A 16,339-nucleotide genomic window follows, 5' to 3' on the forward strand; every position below is an offset into this window, starting at 1 on the left:
CGCGGTCAGGCCCGGCCGATGGGGGAGTACGACCCGTCCGTGGCGCGAAGGAGCGCTTCAGGGGCCAGCTCGACCTGGAACCCGCGGCGACCACCCGACACGTAGACCGTCGGGTGGTCGGCAGCGGAGCCGTCGATGATGGTGGGCAGCCTGCGGCGCTGGCCGAAGGGAGAGATGCCGCCGATCACGTAGCCGGTGGCCCGGGTGGCGTCGGCTGCCCGCGCGAGCTGGACGGCCTTGACGCCGAGGGCCGCTGCCACCGACTTGAGGTCGAGCTGGCGGGCTACCGGGACCACGGCGACGGCGAGCGCGCCACCGGTGTCGACGAGAAGGGTCTTGAGGATACGGTCCTGTGGCACGCCGAGCTCCCGAGCCGCCTCGGGACCGTAGGCGGTCTCGGCGGGGTCATGGGAGTACGTGTGGGAGTGGTACTCGATGCCGAGCGCGTCCAGTGCCAGGGTCGCCGGAGTGCCGGGACCTCCGGTCTGGCTCCGGCCCCTACGGTGCCCCACGGGTCAGCGCCTGGCCAGCGACCCGAGGCCGTCCCAGGCCATGGTCATCACCAGCTCGGCAGCCTCCGACGACGTCATGCCCGGGTGCTCACTGCGGTAGACGGCAAGACGCTCGATGCCGCCGATCATGACCTCGGCGAGTGCCACGACGCGCCCGGGGGCCAGGTCAGCGAACTCGGGGAGCATGCTGATGCCTTCAGCGAGGGCCTTGGCCGTCTGCTGACGGATGCGCTCGACGGAGGCGGCAGCGTCGCCGATCAGGGATCCCTCAGTGCGGAGGAGAGCGAAGGCGAGCTGGTGCTCGTCGATGAAGGCGAAGAACGCGGTGATGACGCCTCGAACTCGGTCGCGAGGGGTCGCCTCCGGCTCGGCTCCCCACGCGGTGATGAGCGCGTCGAGCAGCTGGTGTCGGGCGCGCTCGATGGTGGCAGCGAGCAGACCCTCCTTCGAGCCGAAGTAGTCGTAGATGAGGGGCTTGGTGACGCCGACCCGCTCCGCGATCTCATCCATCGTCGCTGCGTGGAAGCCGTTGACGCCGAACACGCGCTCGGCAACCTCGAGCATCTGCGCCTCGCGCTTGGCTCTGGGCATGCGAGTGCGGGTCGGCGGCTTGGCAGTCACGACGGCAGTCTACGGTCAGACCGAGTCGTCACCTGCTGGGCCGCCGAAGGGTGGAACCGCCCTCGGCAGCGGGGGAGCGACCTCTGGTCAGTGGGCGTCAACGAGCTGTGACTCGGCGGCGGCACGACTCTCGGCGGCTCGCTGTCCCGCGGTGACCAGGAGCGCATCGTGGTCGACCTGCTCCCGCCACCACTGCTGACCCGCGGCGGGAAGCGTGTAGATCGGGTCGTAGTAGACGTACTCGCGGGAGAGAGCCTCCGTGTCCTCGCCCTCGATGGACGTGCGGTAGTTCTTCCGCCAGTAGGACACGCCGCGCTCGGTGTCGTACTCGTCCTGCTGGTGGACCCACCGCTTGCCGACGAACGGCACGTCGCAGACGATGCGAGGCGTCGCGAAGCCGGGGAGGTAGCCCATGATCGAGTGCTGCAGGCGCTGGGCCTCGGCGAGCGAGAGTCGCCAGTGCTCGGAGAACGGGATCATGTCGCACATGTAGAAGTAGTAGGGCGTGATCGAGGCACCGTCGGCGAGGGCGAAGCACAGGTCGAGCAGCTGCTCGGTCGAGTCATTGATGCCGCGCATCAACACCCCTTGGTTCCGGACGTCCCGGACGCCCGCTTCGAGCATCGCCCGGGAGGCGCGGGCCACCGACGGAGTGACCGACTGCGCGTTGTTGACGTGGGTGTGGATGGCCAGCGAGACGCCGCGGGCGCGTGCCGTGGCGGCGACGCGGGCCACGCCCTCCACGACGTCGTCGGCGAACCAGTGCTGGGGCAGGCCCATCAGCGCCTTCGTCGCGAGCCGGATGTCGCGGATGTTGTCGATCTCGAGAAGCTGGTCGAGGAAGGCCTCGAGGTTCTTCCAGGGCATGTTGGCCACGTCACCGCCCGAGACGACGACGTCGCGCACGGCCGGGGTCCGACGCAGGTAGTCGAGCATGGCGTCGTAGCGGTCGACCGGCTTCAGCTCGAACTTCAGCTTGTTGACCTGCGGAGTCGAGTTGCCGACGAGGTCCATGCGCGTGCAGTGGCCGCAGTACTGCGGGCACGTCGGGAGCAGCTCGGCGAGCACCTTGGTGGGGTAGCGGTGCGTCAGTCCCTCGGCAACCCACATGTCGTGCTCGTGCAGCGAGTCGCGGGACGCGAAGGGGTGCGACGGCCAGTCGGTCCGGCGGTCGGAGAAGACCGGGAGCATGTAGCGGCGGATCGGGTCTGCGTAGAACGCCTCGGTGAAGGCGGCCCCGGCGCTGGGCATCGGCGTGTCCGTCGACGGCACCATCGTGTTGAGCATCTGCGGGGGCACGAGCATGGACATCGTGGCGCGTTCGGCCTGGTCCCGCTCGAGGTCGGTGTAGAACCGGTCCTCCAGCAGGTCCCCCATGAGGGCGCGCAGCTGCTTGACGTTGCGGACGCAGCTGACGCGCTGCCACTGGGCACTGTCCCAGTCGGCCTGGGTGACGCCACGCCATCCCGGGAAGCGCGTCCAGTCGGGCTCCACGAGCTCACGTCGTTGGTACACGTAGGGCTGCTCAACCTTGGTCATATGACCACGATAGCCGAAGCATTCGCCGTCGATCTCGTATGCTGCAAGAGGATCTTGCGCTCAGCGCCCCAACCACCGAAGGATCTACTCGTGACCACTCGCTCGACCTCATCTCCGGTGGGGCTCCACCGCGTCCTCGAGCCGACGGGCGACGCCGCCACACTGCCGCAAGCCGCGCGTCGGCTCGACGCCCGCCCCGAGCTCTGGCCCGACGAGGTGCGGATCGACGTCGAGACCCTCAACCTCGACGCGGCATCGTTCCGCCAGCTCGCGGAGAAGCACTCGAGCGACGGGATCGTCGATGGCGACGCCGTCCGCACGGAAGTGCTCCAGATCATCGCGGAGCGCGGAAAGATGCAGAACCCCGTGACCGGCTCAGGCGGCATGCTCATCGGCACCGTGGCCGAGGTCGGGCCCGAGAGCCCGACCGGCCTCCAGGTCGGGGACCGGGTGGCCACCTTGGTCTCCCTGTCCCTGACCCCGCTGGCCATCACCGACGGGCTCGAGCGATGGGATGGCCGATGCGAGCAGGTTCCGGCCCGCGGCCACGCCATCCTCTTCGGGCGCACCATCGCCGCCCGGATCCCCGAGGACCTCGACCCTCGTCTCTCGCTCATGGTCATGGACGTCTGTGGCGCGCCGGCCCTGGTCGAGCGAGTCGTGCAGGACTACACCAGCGGGCGGATCGGCGATGGCACACCCCCGACCGTCGCGGTGTTGGGCGGCGCCGGCAAGTCGGGCTCGCTCTCCCTGGCGGCGGCCCGCCGAGCCGGCGCAGGACGCCTGATCGCTGTCGTTCCCATCGAGCGCGAGCGCGACCTGCTCGTATCCACCGGTCTGGCCGACGAGGTCGTCATCGCCGACGCGCGCTCGCCCCTCGGCCTGAGCCGGGCCGTCGAGCGCGCCGGAGGCCCGGCCGACGTCACTGTCGTGTGCGTCGACGTGCCGGGGTGTGAGCAGCCGGCCATCCTGGCGACCTCCCAGGGTGGGACCATCATCTTCTTCAGCATGGCCACGAGCTTCGCCGCAGCGGCACTCGGCGCTGAGGGCCTCGCGTCGGACGTGCGGATGCTCATCGGCAACGGCTACGTCCCGGGCCACGCAGACCTCGCCCTCGATCTCCTCCGCAGCAACCCGAGGGTGCGCGCCCTCTTCGAGAGCCGCCTCGAGCCGAACGGCGGCTGACGTCAGAAGAGGGAGCCGGTGAGCGTGAGCCCGGGGTCATGGGCGAACGCCCAGAAGAACGCGAGCGCGGCTCCGGCGAGGGCGATGTCCTTGTTGAACTGGATCATCTCCATCTGCTTGGTCATCGGGTCGCTCTCCTTCCAGAATGCGTGCATGAGGAAGGCCGTGGGGACGAGGAAGAGCACGAGCAGCAGGGACCCGAGGTCGCCCCAGACGCCGAGCAGCACCATGAGTGCCCCCACGACGATGAGCACACCCGACGCGATGGTGGCCAGTCGCGCGGAGGGCAGGCCACGTGACTCTGCGTAGCCGGCCATGTCAGCCGTCTTCGTCAGGTGGGCCATGCCCGACCCGAAGAAGACGAGGACGAAGAGGATCCGGCCGATGAGAAGTGCGACATCCATGGTTCGCTCCTGGAGGGAAGGGCGGCAAATGGTTACATCTTCAACATATCCATCGTCCTCCTCTTTGTCGCTGATGTCACGCAGGTCCGATACGCGCGGTGGCGCCGCTGATCTTCCGGCCGTTGCCCCCTGCAACCGCAAGATGTCCGTGTTCGCTAGGCTGACGCCGTGACTTCTCCGGCACGTCTCGAACTCGACCCAGAGGTCGTCCGCAGGGCACGGGCGCTCGCTCGCCAGGCGGCTGCGCCCGTCGTCTCGATCGCCAAGCGCCACACCACGGTCTCCGTCGAGCGCGCGACCCTGAGACTTGCCGGGCTGTCCGGTGCCGACCACGAGCGGGTTCCCTGGGTCAACCACCTCGTCACTGCGGTCCGCCACCAGGTGGGGCTCGAGCACGGCGTCACGACGCCGGTCTACGACGCGCTGCTCCGGGGAGAGGCGCCCGACCTGGAGACGCTGGCCCAGAAGGCCTCGAGCGGCAACGTCTCCTTCCGGCTGCCGGTGGGGCGCGAGGAGAAGGCAGCGCACCGAGCCGCAGCGCGCGCGGTCGGAGCCGGACTCAAGCGCATCGACGCCTCCCGCCGCACTCGCGACCGCCTCGTCGCCCGCCTGGGCGACCCGCCGCAGAAACCCTGGGTCTACCTCATCGTCGCCACGGGCGACATCTACGAGGACATCCCGCAAGCGCAGGCGGCGGCCCGAGAGGGGGCCGACGTCATCGCCGTGATCCGTTCCACCGGCCAGTCCCTTCTCGACTACGTGCCCGAAGGGGCCACGCGGGAGGGGTTTGCGGGCACCTACGCGACGCAGGAGAACTTCCGCCTGATGCGCGCGGCCCTCGACGAGGTCAGCAAGGAGCTGGGCCGCTATGTGCGCCTGACCAACTACGCGTCGGGCCTGTGCATGCCGGAGATCGCCACCCTGGCCGGGATGGAGCGTCTCGACATGATGCTCAACGACTCGATGTACGGCATCCTCTTTCGCGACATCAACCCGATCCGGACCTTCGTGGACCAGCGCTTCTCGCGTCAGATCCACGCTCGTGCCGGGATCATCATCAACACCGGTGAGGACAACTACCTGACCACGGCCGACGCGGTCGAGGCGGCCCACACGGTGACCGTCAGCCAGCTGCTCAACGAGCGCTTCGCCAAGGAGGCCGGGCTCGAGGACTGGCAGCTCGGCCTCGGCCACGCCTTCGAGATCAATCCCGACCTGCCGGACAGCTTCCGGCTCGAGCTGGCCCACGCCATGCTGGCCCGCCAGCTCTTCCCCCACGCGCCGCTCAAGTGGATGCCGCCCACGAAGCACATGACCGGCGACATCTTCCGGGGCTACCTGCTCGACGGCTTCTTCAACCTCGTCGGTGCCATGACCGGACAGGGCATCCTGCTCGTCGGCATGATGACCGAGGCCGTCGTCACCCCCTTCCTCTCGGACCGAGACCTCGCCCTCCAGAACGTCCGCTACGTCATGAATGCCGCGAGCGGGCTCGTCGAGGACTTCCACCCTCCGCGCGACGGCTTCATCCAGTCGCGGGCCCGCCAGGTGCTCTCCGAGGCCGTCGACCTGCTCGAGCGGATCGTCCACGACTCGGACCCGGCCGGAGACCCGCCGCTCCTCGCGGCCATCGCGGACGGGACCTTCGGCCTGATGAAGCGGCCGGCTGACGCAGGCAAGGGCCTCGAGGGTGTCGTCGAGCGCGCTCCCGGCTACGACAACCCCGCGATCACCGCCCTCGATGCGGGCGTCCCGGCGGGGAGGGCAGCGACGTGAGCGCCTCCATCGTCCGTCCCTACGGCGACACCACCGGAGACGGCATGGTGCAGCTGTCGTTCACCTTGCCCGTGCCCCACGACAAGCGCGCCGAGGGCGCCGCGCTGCAGCTCGCCCGGAGGATGGGGCTCGACCCGGCCCTGCTCGTCCACGCCAAGGCGATGGGGCCCGACTTCACGTTCTTCGTCGTCTACGGGAGCGTCACCCATCTGGTCGACCTCGACGAGGTGGAGGTGACCGAGCGGGAGTTCCCGCTCCTGTCGGCCAAGGACGCCAACACCGCGATCAAGAAGCTGCTCCGACGCAAGCTCGTCGTCGTCGGTGCGTGCATCGGCACCGACGCGCACACCGTCGGCATCGACGCCATCCTCAACATCAAGGGCTTCGCCGGGGAGAAGGGTCTCGAGTACTACCGGGAGATCAAGGTGGTCAACCTCGGCGCCCAGGTGCTCGTCCCGGAGCTCGTCTCGCGGGCCCGCACGGAGAAGGCCGATGCCGTCCTCGTGAGCCAGGTCGTGACCCAGAAGGACGCGCACATCCACAACACCACCCAGATGTCAGCAGCGTTCCGCGAGGCCTATCCGGCCGGTCAGGTGCCCATCCTCGTCGTCGGCGGCCCGCGCTTCGAGGAGGGTTCCGCGGCGAGCCTGGGGGTCGACCGCATCTTCGGACGCGGCACGACGCCGGCCGAGGTGGCGAGCTACCTGGTGCACGAGATCACTGTCCGAAAGGCGAAGTCATGAGTGAGAACGTCCGCGGCCGGTCGACGGCGGAGGTCGGCACCCGGGTGGTGCACCGGCGCTACGTCCCCTACAGCCACGCCCACTATGCAGGCAACCTGGTCGACGGGGCGTACTCCCTGGCCGCATTCGGCGACGTGGCCACCGAGATGTGCATCGTCACCGACGGGGACGAGGGCCTCTTCGCCTCCTACAGCGACGTCCAGTTCCTCGCGCCGGTGCGGGCGGGTGACGTCATCGAGATCTCGGGGGAGCTGGTCCGGGTCGGCCGGCGGAGCCGGGAGATGACGTTCGAGGTCCGCGTCGTGGGCCGCGGCAACCCGGACCGCGGCGCCTCGGCGGCCGACGTGCTCTCGCCGCCGATCGTCGCGACGACGGCCCGTGGCGTCGTCGTCGTTCCCTGACCCCAGCCACAGGAACGGCCCCCGGCATCGGTGTGGCCGACGTTTCGGCATACGGTGAGCGCGTGCTGCCTCGCGTGCTCGGTGCCCTCGCTGGTGGGGGAGTGCTGTGCCTGGCGTTCCCGACCTTCGACCTGTGGGTCGCGGCGCCCCTGGCGCTCGGCCTGCTCGCCCTGACCCTGACCGGGGTCCGCGTTCGCGCGGGCTTCGGCCTCGGCCTGCTGGCCGGCCTGGCCTTCTTCGTGCCCACCCTGCACTGGTCCGGCGTGTACGTCGGCAACCTTCCGTGGTTCGCCCTCTCGGGCCTTCAGGCGCTGTTCATTGCGGCGCTCGGGGCGCTGTACGCCTGGCTGACTCGGCGCGGCGCGGTCCGTCCGTTGGGGTTCGCGCTGGCCTGGGTCGTCGCCGAGGGCCTGCGGGCCCGGGCACCCTACGGGGGCTTCCCGTGGGTCAAGCTCGCCTTCTCCCAGGCGGACTCTCCCTTCGGCCGCCTCGCCGCCCTCGGGGGCTCGCCCCTGGTCGGCTTCGTCGTCGCCCTGGTCGGGGGTCTTCTCGCGATGGTTGCGGCCCACGCGCTGGGGCGGGTCCCGACCCGTACGGCGCCGAGCCTCCGGCGTGTTCCGCGGCTGGAGGTCGCCAGGGGAGCGGGCCTGCGCCCGGCCGTGCTGGCTGCGGTCCTGGGGCTGTCTGGGCTGCTGGTTCCGTTGGGCACCGACGGGGCCACCGCGGAGTTCGTCGGGGTCCAGGGCAACGTTCCGCGCCCCGGTCTCGACTTCAACGCCGAGCGGCGCAGGGTGCTCGACAACCACGTCAACGCCACGCTCGCGGCCGCCGCGGAGTCGGCGGCTGAGGGTCAGCCCGCCCCGGATCTGTATGTCTGGCCGGAGAACGCCTCCGACATCGACCCCCTGCGCAACGAGGATGCCAACCGACTCATCCGCAACACGGTTGCCCAGACCGGTGTCCCACTGGTCGTGGGTGGGCTGCTGGAAGAACCGGAGGGCTACCTCTCCAACACCTCGCTGCTCTTCGAGCCCGGGTCGGGTGATACGGACCGCTACGTCAAGCGCCACCCCGTGCCGTTCGGCGAGTACATCCCCAACCGGGACTTCTGGCGCCTGTTCAGCGACAAGGTCGATCTCGTGCGCCGCGACTTCTACCCGGGTTCCGAGGTGGGACTGTTCACCGTTCCGACGACATCGGGGACGGTGATCCGGGCCGGCCTGTCGATCTGCTTCGAGGTCGCCTACGACGACATCATGCGCGATGTCGTCAACGCCGGCGCCAACGTCCTCGTCGTGCAGACCAACAACGCGACCTTCGGCTACACGGCGGAGTCACCGCAACAGCTGGCCATCAGCAGGATCAGGGCGATGGAGCTCGGTCGATCGGTCGTCCACGTGTCCACGGTCGGACAGAGCGCCCTGATCACTCCGGACGGAACCGCTCACCAGGTGACGTCGTTGTTCACAGAGGCGGTGGTGCGCGGTGCCCTACCATTGCGTGACTCACGGACCCCTGCCGTCAGGCTCGGCGACCTGCCGGAGCTGTTGGCGGCACTGGCCCTCGTGACCCTCGTGGTGGTGTCCACCCGCCGGGGACGCAGCACGCGGCTCGGCGCACCACCGAAAGCAGCTCGTCAACCGGCTTCGGACGCGGTCACGCCCCGGATCCGCACGGAGACTCACGACCAAGGATGGGACTGACACCAGCATGACATCGAAGCGCGAGGCCGTGAGCCGGGTGGCCGTGCTCGTCCCGACCTACAACGAGCGCGACAACCTGCCGCCCATCATCGCCCGGCTGCGGTCGAGCGTGCCGGACGCCGACCTCATCGTCCTTGATGACAACTCGCCGGACGGCACCGGCGCTGTCGCCGACGAGCTCGCGGCAGGCGACCCACGGGTTCGGGTGCTGCACCGCGCGGGCAAGGAGGGACTCGGCCGTGCCTACCTCGCCGGGTTCGCCCTGGCCCTGCAGGAGGGCTACGACGCGGCGGTCGAGATCGACGCCGACGGCTCGCACCAGCCGGAGCAGCTGCCGGCCCTGCTGTCCGCGCTCGACGACGCCGACGTGGTCATCGGCGCCCGCTGGGTCCCCGGAGGTGAGGTCCGCAACTGGCCGTTGCGACGCAAGGTCCTCTCGGTGGGAGCGAACCTCTACACCAAGGTGCTCCTCGGGATGAAGGTCAACGACGCGACGGCGGGCTTCCGTGCCTACCGCACGAGCGCCCTGCGCGCGATGGGCCTGGACGGGGTCGAGTCGCAGGGGTACTGCTTCCAGATCGATCTCACCGTCCGGGCGGTCCGGGCGGGGCTCACGGTCGTCGAGGTGCCGATCACGTTCGTCGAGCGCGAGGTCGGCGTCTCGAAGATGGGCAAGGACATCGTCCGCGAGGCTCTGACCAGCGTCACCAGGTGGGGCGTGACGCACCGGGTCGGGCAGGTGAGGTCCCTCCTGGAGCGCAGGAGCGCGCAGTCCCTCGTCCGCGTGGAGGACGGTGGCGCCGTAGGCCCGGGCACCGAGAACGTGGGACGGAAGCCATGACGACGCCGCCGCGTCGGGGACGGCTGCGACCGACCCGGGTCGCCGCGCTGCTGCTGCTCGTCGTCCCGATCCTCGAGGTGATGGCGCTCGTCGGGGTCGGGCAGGTGATCGGGGGCTGGCCCACCTTCTTCCTGCTCGTCGCGATCTCAGTCCTCGGGGCCTGGCTCATTCGTCTCGAGGGAGCGCGAGCCTGGGGCGCTCTCGTCACCGCCCTGCAGAGCGGGCGGATGCCGGCCCGCGAGCTCGCTGACGGGATGTTGGTGCTCATCGGCGGCACGCTGTTGCTGACGCCCGGGTTCCTCACCGACCTCGTTGGCTTCGCTCTGGTCGTCCCGGTGACGCGGCCGGCAGCGCGCCGGCTCCTGGAGAAGGTCATCACCAGGCGACTCCTCGCGCAGACGCCCTTTGTCGGCAGCGAGTTCGGCAGGAGCGGCTTCAGCGGGAGGGTCTTCCCACCGGCCGGTGCCCCCGGGGCACGCGGGTCCGGTCGAGACGGACGCCCGGGCGACGACGTCATCGAGGGCGAGATCGTCGACGACTGACGACCGCTGACCTCGCGGCCGTCGCCACGGGTGACCCGCCGGTCAGTGACCGATCTCCGTGACCCGGCCGGGCATGAGAAAGAGCCCGTCCCCACGAACAGGACGGGCCCTCTCAGGCCAGGAGTGAGGTGGTCAGGCTGACTTCTTGCGTCGTGGCTTCTCGCCGCGAGACACCCGAAGCAGGGTCAGGCGCTCCTCGAGCAGCTCCTCGAGCTCCGGGATGGAACGCCGCTCGAGCAGCATGTCCCAGTGGGTGCGCTGGTGCTTGACCGGCTTCGCCTCCGGCTCCGGACCACCCTGGAGGCGGGCCTCGAGCCCACAGCGGCACTCCCAGGTCGGCGGCACATCCGCCTCGACCGAGAAGGGGAGCTCGGTGCGGTGGCCGTTGGGGCAGACGTAGACGGTGAGCATCCGCTCACTGGGCACGACGTTCTCGTCGCTCTCAAAACTGCGTGCGCCGAGGTTCGAACCTCGTAGTGCTCGATCTGCCATCGTGACCCCTCCCAAGAAGTCTGTTCCTGGCCTGTACCCACGCGGGTACCTACCCTCACAGACGCTTGAACGAGCCAGACGGTTGGCTTGTTCCCGGAGGTCAGACGACGACGGGCATGGGGTTGCCCGCCTCCTCGATCCCACGTCGCATGTCGACCTTGGCCAGCAGCAGCCCGCCGACGACGAAGAAGAGGATGAGGACGACGATCGCCCACCGGTAGGAACCGGTGAACTGGAAGGTCAACCCGAAGGCCAGGGTGCCGAGCCAGCTCGTCCCGCGCTCCATCGCCTGGTAGAGGCTGAAGAACTCGGCCTCGCGGCCCTTCGGGATGAGCTGGCTGTAGAGCGAGCGGGAGAGCGCCTGGGTCCCCCCGAGCACGATGCCGATGAGGAAGCCGAGGGCGAGGAAGACGGTCGTCGCTCGCTGCGGGGTGACGAAGGCGACGACGACCACGACGGTCCAGAGCCCGATCCCGGAGAGCACGGTGCGCCAGGCACCGATCCGCCCGGCCACCCGCCCGAAGAGCCGGGCGCCGAAGAAGGCGACGAACTGGACGAAGAGGAAGACGCCGAGGACGAAGGTCTCGTCGAACTTCAGCTCCTCGATGCCGTAGAGGCTGGAACTGCCGATGACGGTCTGGATCCCGTCGTTGAAGAACAGGTAGGCGACGAGGAAGAGCAGGGTCTGGGGGTAGAGGCGCAGCTCGCGGAACGTCGTGCGCAGCTGGGTGAGGCTGCCGCCCAGTACGCCCGCCGTCCGGTCGACCGGGGTGGCGACGGTGCCCGTGATGTGCCGCAACCCGAGGTAGGGGATGATCGTGAAGGCGGCCCACCACAGCCCGGCACTGAGCAGGCTGACGCGCGTCGAGGTCGCCCGGTCGAGCCCCAGGTCCTCGTGGAAGAGGTCGAGGGCGAAGTTGAGGGCGAGCAGGATCCCTCCGCCGAGGTAGCCGAAGGACCAGCCCTTTGAGGAGACACGGTCACGTTCGTTCTCGTTGGCGATGCGACACAGGAGCGAGTCGTAGATGACCATGGACGCCCCGAGACAGAGGCTGGCCACCATGACGAGCAGCACGCCGAGCTGCCAGTTCGTGCCGGAGACGAAGAACATCAGACAGGCCGCTGCCGCCCCGGCCCAGGCGAAGCCGGCGAACAACCGGGTCGGCTGGGTGCTCCGGTCGGCGATGGCCCCGATGAAGATCAGCATGATCGCGGACACGATGGTCGAGATCGTCACCGTGTACGGGTAGACGGACCCCGGCGAGATGGGGATGCCGAAGAAGATGAGGTTGGTGGCGCACACGGCACCGTCAGCGAGGTCGGGGCAGGCCGCAGCCTTCGCGACGGACGTGAGGTAGGGGCTCATGAGCACCGTCGCCGTCGTCGTGACGTAGGCGGAGTTGGCCCAGTCGTACCAGTACCAGGAGCGCTGCTCCTTCGTCTCTGGCCGGGCCTCGTGGACGGCGACGTCGGTCATGGGTCGCACTTTCCCACACGGGCGCCGTCGGCAGTGGCGAGACACGTCATCTTCGCTGAACGAGAACGCCGTATGCCGCTGAGCCCCTCGGCTGCCCAGCCGCCCTTCCCGCCCTCCCGCCCTGGGAGCCGGCCCTACACCGTGAGGAGCGAGACCAGGGCGACGACGGTCGTCGCCACGATCTCGCCGATGCCGAGCTGCTTCGGGGAGGCCCCGAGCGGCGGCACGGCCACGGCCCGGACGGTGAGCAGGACGAAGACCACGGCCAGCCACGGCGAGAATGTCAGGACCACCAGGGTCGCCCCGGCGTGGGCGGCACCGCTCAACCGGCGGAACCGGTCGTTGCCACGCTCGCGGATGGCGGACTTGACGTAGTACACCGTCCCGGCGAAGTAGAGGAACTGGACCAGCGCGAGCAGCCAGGCGCGCGTGAGATCGGTGCCCGGCCCGGCGGCGTAGGCGACGACGGTCATCAGACCGGAGCCCACCACGGTCGCCAGGCCCGAGAGCAGCTCGCGTTCGCGGCGGGCCGCGGCAGCGGCGAGCCCGACGCCGAGGGGGAGCAGGAACAGGGGTGCCCAGACGAGGAGCCCGGGCTGGGCGACGACGGTGATGACACCGAGGACGAGCGCGGCGACGCCGTAGGTGCGAACCGGAGGCCGGTAGCGCGCCCGACGCCCGGCCTTGAGCCACAGGCTCGTGGCGAAGAACGCGAAGTAGCCGACGAACCAGAAGGCGGTCAGCGGCAGGTGCACCCACGCCGGACCTCCGGCGAGGATGCCGACGGCCAGGGGCGAGGCGAGCATGGCCCACGCGCCGTGCTGGTTGGGCACCCAGCCGGGACCCCGGGACCTGCTCACGGCCCGAGCCTAGACGCCGTTCACCGGGCGCGACGTCAGGTCGCCTCGATGTCCCGTCTGTTGAAGCCGGCCAGCCCGACGGTGATGAGGACGACCGCCAGTGCCGTCAGGAGCAGCACCGGCGTGGCCCGGAAGTCGGCTGCCGGCATCGAGGCGACGTGGCTGAAGGGGGAGAGGTTCATCATCCACTGGGGCAGGTCGAGCAGTGCCCCCATGTAGCGCATGAAGAAGGCGTAGACGACGAGCAGCCAGGCGACGAGCGTTGCCCGCGGGGCCCAGCCGGCCGCGAGCAGCGCGACGCCGACGGTCACCCACACGGCCGGCGTGTAGCTGAGCATCGCCGGGATGACGTCACCGAGGATGGAGCCGCCGCTCGACGTGCCCAAGGCCGCCAGTCCGAGCCCGAGGGCGGTGACGAACAGCACCACGACGCTGCCGACGAGCGCGATGACGAGGTGGGAGGCGTACCACTCCGTGCGCGAGACGCCGGTGGCGAGGACGCCCTCGGCCCGTCCCGACGTCTCCTCACGTCGGGGCCGCAGGGCCGCCGTCACGGCGAAGACACTGACGACGATCGCGAGGATCCCCATGATCATCGCCAGGTAGGAGTCGGTCAGCGTGGTCCCGCCCATGCTCTCCACGAGATCAGCGACCACGTCGTTGTCCGCGTAGTCCTCGATGACGTCGATGGCCGAGCCGTAGGACGCGCCGAAGACGAACATGCCGATGCTCCACCACATCACCGTCGAGCGCTGCAGTCGCCAGGCGAGTCCCAGGGGAGTGCCGAGAGCGCCCGAGGCCTGTGCCACGCCGCGGCGCTCCGCTCGGAGGCCGGCACCGAGGTCTCGGCGACCAGCGAGCCGGAAGCCGCTCGCGGTCAGCGCTGCGGCGACGACCAGGGACAGGATGATCGGCCACCAGCTGTTGTCGACGTAGGCGGCGGTGGCCTGGGACCACCCGATGGGGGAGAGCCACGAGAGGCCGTTGTCCATGACGTCGCCGATGGCCCGGAGCAGGTAGGCGACCCCGATGAGCGCCCCCGCCATCCCGGAGGCGGCTCGGGCGAACTGGGTCACCTGCGTCGTCACCGCGGCGATCGCCGCGAAGACGATGCCCACGGCAGCGAAGGCGGCGCCGTAGAGGAGCGAGCCGGGCCAGTCGATCGTCTCGATACCGAGGGAGGCCATGCCCCCCGCCACCAGCAGAGCCAGCACGACGTTGGCGACGACCGCGGCCGTCAGGGCTGCGCTCAGGGCGGCGGCACTGCCGGTGACGTTGGCACGGACGAGCTCCGCCCGGCCTTCCTCCTCCTCGGCACGCGTGTGACGGACCACCATGAAGACGCTCATCAGGGCGGCGAAGATGACCATGAAGCCGAGGTACTCGTTGGTCATCATGGCGCCGAAGGTGTAGTCGTCGAGTCCATGCCCCGGGCCGGTCATCGCCTTCATGGCCGGGTTGGCCCCCATGATGTCCGCCTGGACCTGTCGGTCGGCGGCGTCGGGGTAGAGGCCTGGATACGCCGCCGCTCCGGCCACCTGCGTGCCGGCGATGGCGAGAATCCAGAGCGGCACGCGGATGCGGTCACGCCGGGCGATGAGCCGCAGGAGGGTGCCGAAGCCGGTGAGCGGCCCTCCGTCGTGAGTCGTCGGCACGGCCGGCGCGGGGGAGTGGGTGGTCGTGCTGGTCATCGCTCCTGCCCGACCTTCTCGCGTCCGTTGCCGGCGAGCTCGTCACCGTAGTGGCGCAGCATGAGCTCCTCGAGGGTCGGCGGCTGGCTGACCAGGCTGCCGAGGCCGAGGGAGCTGAGGTGGCGCACCGCTGCGTCGAGGTGGTCGCCGTCGACCGAGAAGCGCACGCGGTGGCCCGAGACGGTCACGTCGTGGACCCCCGCGAGGGCATCGAGCCCGACTGGCACGTCGCGGGTGTCGGCCTCGATCGTGGTTCTCGTCAGGTGTCGCAGGTCGAGCAGCGTGCCCGTCTCGACCACCTTGCCGAGCCGAATGATGCTGACGCGATCACAGAGCTTCTCGACCTGGCTGAGGATGTGGCTCGACAGGAGCACCGTCTTGCCCTCGTCGCGCAGCTGCCGGATGACGTCCTGGAAGACGACCTCCATGAGGGGATCGAGGCCGGCGGTCGGCTCGTCGAGGAGGTAGAGCTCGACGTCGGACGCGAGCGCGGCGATGAGGGCGACCTTCTGCCGGTTGCCCTTGGAGTAGGTGCGGCCCTTCTTCGTCGGGTCGAGGTCGAAACGCTCGATGAGCTCGTCTCGGCGGCCGCGGTCGAGCCCGCCGCGAAGCGAGCCGAACACGTCGATGGCCTCGCCGCCGGTGAGGTTGGGCCAGAGGTTGACGTCGCCCGGCACGTAGGCGAGGCGTCGGTGGAGGGAGACCGCGTCGTGCCACGGATCACCGTCGAGGAGGCGAACGGTTCCTTGGTCGGCGCGCAGGAGGCCGAGCAGGATCCTGATCGTCGTGGTCTTGCCCGCACCGTTGGGTCCGAGGTAGCCATGGACCTCGCCCGTGGCGACCTCGAGATCGAGGCCGTCGAGAGCGACGGTCGAGCCGAACGACTTGTGGACACCAGAAACGAGGATCGAAGCCATGCGATCGACGCTACACTCATTTCACAAAAGTGTGAATGTTTTTTGAGGTGGGAGGGTTCGTGCACATTGAGGCCGATCCGAGGGACGCTGACGAACGCACCGAGCTGCTGAGGTTCGTGGAGCGTTTCGCGCTCGTGCTCGCCGAGTCGGGGTTCCCGCGCATGCCGGCGAGGGTGTTCGCCTACGTCCTGGCTGACGACGCAGAGCGCTACACGGCTGCCGAGCTGGCCGAGGGTGTCGGCGTCAGCGCCGCGGCGATCTCCGGCGCCGTCCGGTACCTGACCCGGGTGGGGCTGCTGGCCAAGGAGCGAGAGCCGGGCGAACGCAGCGATGTCTACCGGGTGTTCGACGAGGACGTCTGGGGCACGATCTTCCGGCAACGGATCCCAGCGTTGGAGATGTACGAGAAGGCAGCCGCCGACGGCGCGACGATCCTGCCGCGTGGATCGGCGGGCGCACGACGGATGCGTGAGACGGAGGAGTTCTACCGGTTCCTGCGGGTCGAGCAGGTCAAGATCATGGACCGCTGGGTGGAGCACCGACGCACCCTGTTCGACGACGAGGCCTGATGCTGGGATGCACCGGTCGACGGCCGCATGGCGTTTACGCCGATAATCGACATTATGTCATTATCC

At 69.5% G+C, this 16,339-nt stretch carries 17 protein-coding genes; 8 read left to right on the forward strand and 9 right to left on the reverse strand.

Annotated elements, in window-relative coordinates:
- Window positions 1-5: 5 nt before the first annotated feature.
- From ybaK to ABWV20_RS13250, 3 genes are all read right to left on the reverse strand, one after another.
- Window positions 6-512 carry a Cys-tRNA(Pro) deacylase gene (gene ybaK, locus ABWV20_RS13240; protein WP_353355750.1) on the reverse strand — a complete coding sequence of 169 codons (507 nt, stop codon included), beginning with the start codon at window positions 510-512 and terminating at the stop codon, window positions 6-8.
- 3 nt (window positions 513-515) lie between these two features.
- Window positions 516-1,133, reverse strand: a complete 618-nt coding sequence (locus ABWV20_RS13245) for a TetR/AcrR family transcriptional regulator (protein ID WP_353355752.1) — start codon at window positions 1,131-1,133, stop codon at window positions 516-518.
- A gap of 87 nt (window positions 1,134-1,220) precedes the next feature.
- Window positions 1,221-2,672, reverse strand: a complete 1,452-nt coding sequence (locus ABWV20_RS13250) for a KamA family radical SAM protein (protein WP_353355754.1) — start codon at window positions 2,670-2,672, stop codon at window positions 1,221-1,223.
- A gap of 90 nt (window positions 2,673-2,762) precedes the next feature.
- Between ABWV20_RS13250 and kdd the strand changes: the two genes are divergently transcribed.
- Entirely contained in the window at window positions 2,763-3,857 is a 1,095-nt protein-coding gene (kdd, locus tag ABWV20_RS13255) for an L-erythro-3,5-diaminohexanoate dehydrogenase (RefSeq protein ID WP_353355756.1), read from the forward strand.
- Between the two features lie 2 nt (window positions 3,858-3,859).
- Here kdd and ABWV20_RS13260 read toward each other — a convergent pair whose 3' ends face one another.
- Window positions 3,860-4,261: a DoxX family protein gene (locus ABWV20_RS13260; protein ID WP_353355758.1), complete on the reverse strand. Its 402-nt coding sequence runs from the start codon at window positions 4,259-4,261 to the stop codon at window positions 3,860-3,862.
- A 168-nt stretch (window positions 4,262-4,429) separates the two neighbouring features.
- On the opposite strand from ABWV20_RS13260, the gene kamD reads away from it, so the two are divergent.
- The 6 genes from kamD to ABWV20_RS13290 all read left to right on the forward strand — a co-directional run bounded on the left by kamD (window position 4,430) and on the right by ABWV20_RS13290 (window position 10,267).
- Complete coding sequence (gene kamD, locus ABWV20_RS13265; protein ID WP_353355760.1) at window positions 4,430-6,037, forward strand: lysine 5,6-aminomutase subunit alpha; 1,608 nt, start codon at window positions 4,430-4,432, stop codon at window positions 6,035-6,037.
- A complete protein-coding gene (kamE, locus tag ABWV20_RS13270) occupies window positions 6,034-6,780 on the forward strand; it encodes a lysine 5,6-aminomutase subunit beta (protein WP_353355762.1) in 747 nt (248 codons plus the stop codon). Before kamD ends, kamE begins: the two co-directional genes overlap by 4 nt.
- Window positions 6,777-7,181, forward strand: a complete 405-nt coding sequence (gene kal, locus ABWV20_RS13275) for a 3-aminobutyryl-CoA ammonia lyase (RefSeq protein WP_353355764.1) — start codon at window positions 6,777-6,779, stop codon at window positions 7,179-7,181. The genes kamE and kal overlap by 4 nt, the downstream gene beginning before the upstream one ends.
- A gap of 62 nt (window positions 7,182-7,243) precedes the next feature.
- A complete protein-coding gene (lnt, locus tag ABWV20_RS13280) occupies window positions 7,244-8,884 on the forward strand; it encodes an apolipoprotein N-acyltransferase (protein WP_353355766.1) in 1,641 nt (546 codons plus the stop codon).
- Between the two features lie 7 nt (window positions 8,885-8,891).
- Window positions 8,892-9,725 carry a polyprenol monophosphomannose synthase gene (locus ABWV20_RS13285; RefSeq protein ID WP_353355768.1) on the forward strand — a complete coding sequence of 278 codons (834 nt, stop codon included), beginning with the start codon at window positions 8,892-8,894 and terminating at the stop codon, window positions 9,723-9,725.
- Entirely contained in the window at window positions 9,722-10,267 is a 546-nt protein-coding gene (locus tag ABWV20_RS13290; RefSeq protein ID WP_353355770.1) for an FxsA family protein, read from the forward strand. Before ABWV20_RS13285 ends, ABWV20_RS13290 begins: the two co-directional genes overlap by 4 nt.
- 132 nt (window positions 10,268-10,399) lie before the next feature.
- Here ABWV20_RS13290 and ABWV20_RS13295 read toward each other — a convergent pair whose 3' ends face one another.
- From ABWV20_RS13295 to ABWV20_RS13315, 5 genes are all read right to left on the reverse strand, one after another.
- Entirely contained in the window at window positions 10,400-10,759 is a 360-nt protein-coding gene (locus ABWV20_RS13295; protein WP_353355772.1) for an RNA polymerase-binding protein RbpA, read from the reverse strand.
- A 100-nt stretch (window positions 10,760-10,859) separates the two neighbouring features.
- Complete coding sequence (locus ABWV20_RS13300) at window positions 10,860-12,236, reverse strand: MFS transporter (protein WP_353355774.1); 1,377 nt, start codon at window positions 12,234-12,236, stop codon at window positions 10,860-10,862.
- Between the two features lie 134 nt (window positions 12,237-12,370).
- Window positions 12,371-13,096: a YwiC-like family protein gene (locus ABWV20_RS13305; RefSeq protein ID WP_353355776.1), complete on the reverse strand. Its 726-nt coding sequence runs from the start codon at window positions 13,094-13,096 to the stop codon at window positions 12,371-12,373.
- Window positions 13,097-13,131: 35 nt separating this feature from the next.
- Window positions 13,132-14,787 carry an ABC transporter permease gene (locus ABWV20_RS13310; protein WP_353355778.1) on the reverse strand — a complete coding sequence of 552 codons (1,656 nt, stop codon included), beginning with the start codon at window positions 14,785-14,787 and terminating at the stop codon, window positions 13,132-13,134.
- Entirely contained in the window at window positions 14,784-15,704 is a 921-nt protein-coding gene (locus ABWV20_RS13315; RefSeq protein ID WP_353355780.1) for an ABC transporter ATP-binding protein, read from the reverse strand. The genes ABWV20_RS13310 and ABWV20_RS13315 overlap by 4 nt, the downstream gene beginning before the upstream one ends.
- Window positions 15,705-15,763: 59 nt before the next feature.
- Between ABWV20_RS13315 and ABWV20_RS13320 the strand changes: the two genes are divergently transcribed.
- Window positions 15,764-16,273 carry a GbsR/MarR family transcriptional regulator gene (locus ABWV20_RS13320; protein ID WP_353355782.1) on the forward strand — a complete coding sequence of 170 codons (510 nt, stop codon included), beginning with the start codon at window positions 15,764-15,766 and terminating at the stop codon, window positions 16,271-16,273.
- Window positions 16,274-16,339: the final 66 nt, after the last annotated feature.

Origin of the sequence: Intrasporangium sp. DVR (assembly GCF_040365325.1) — a bacterium.
Classification (GTDB): Bacteria; Actinomycetota; Actinomycetes; order Actinomycetales; family Dermatophilaceae; genus Intrasporangium.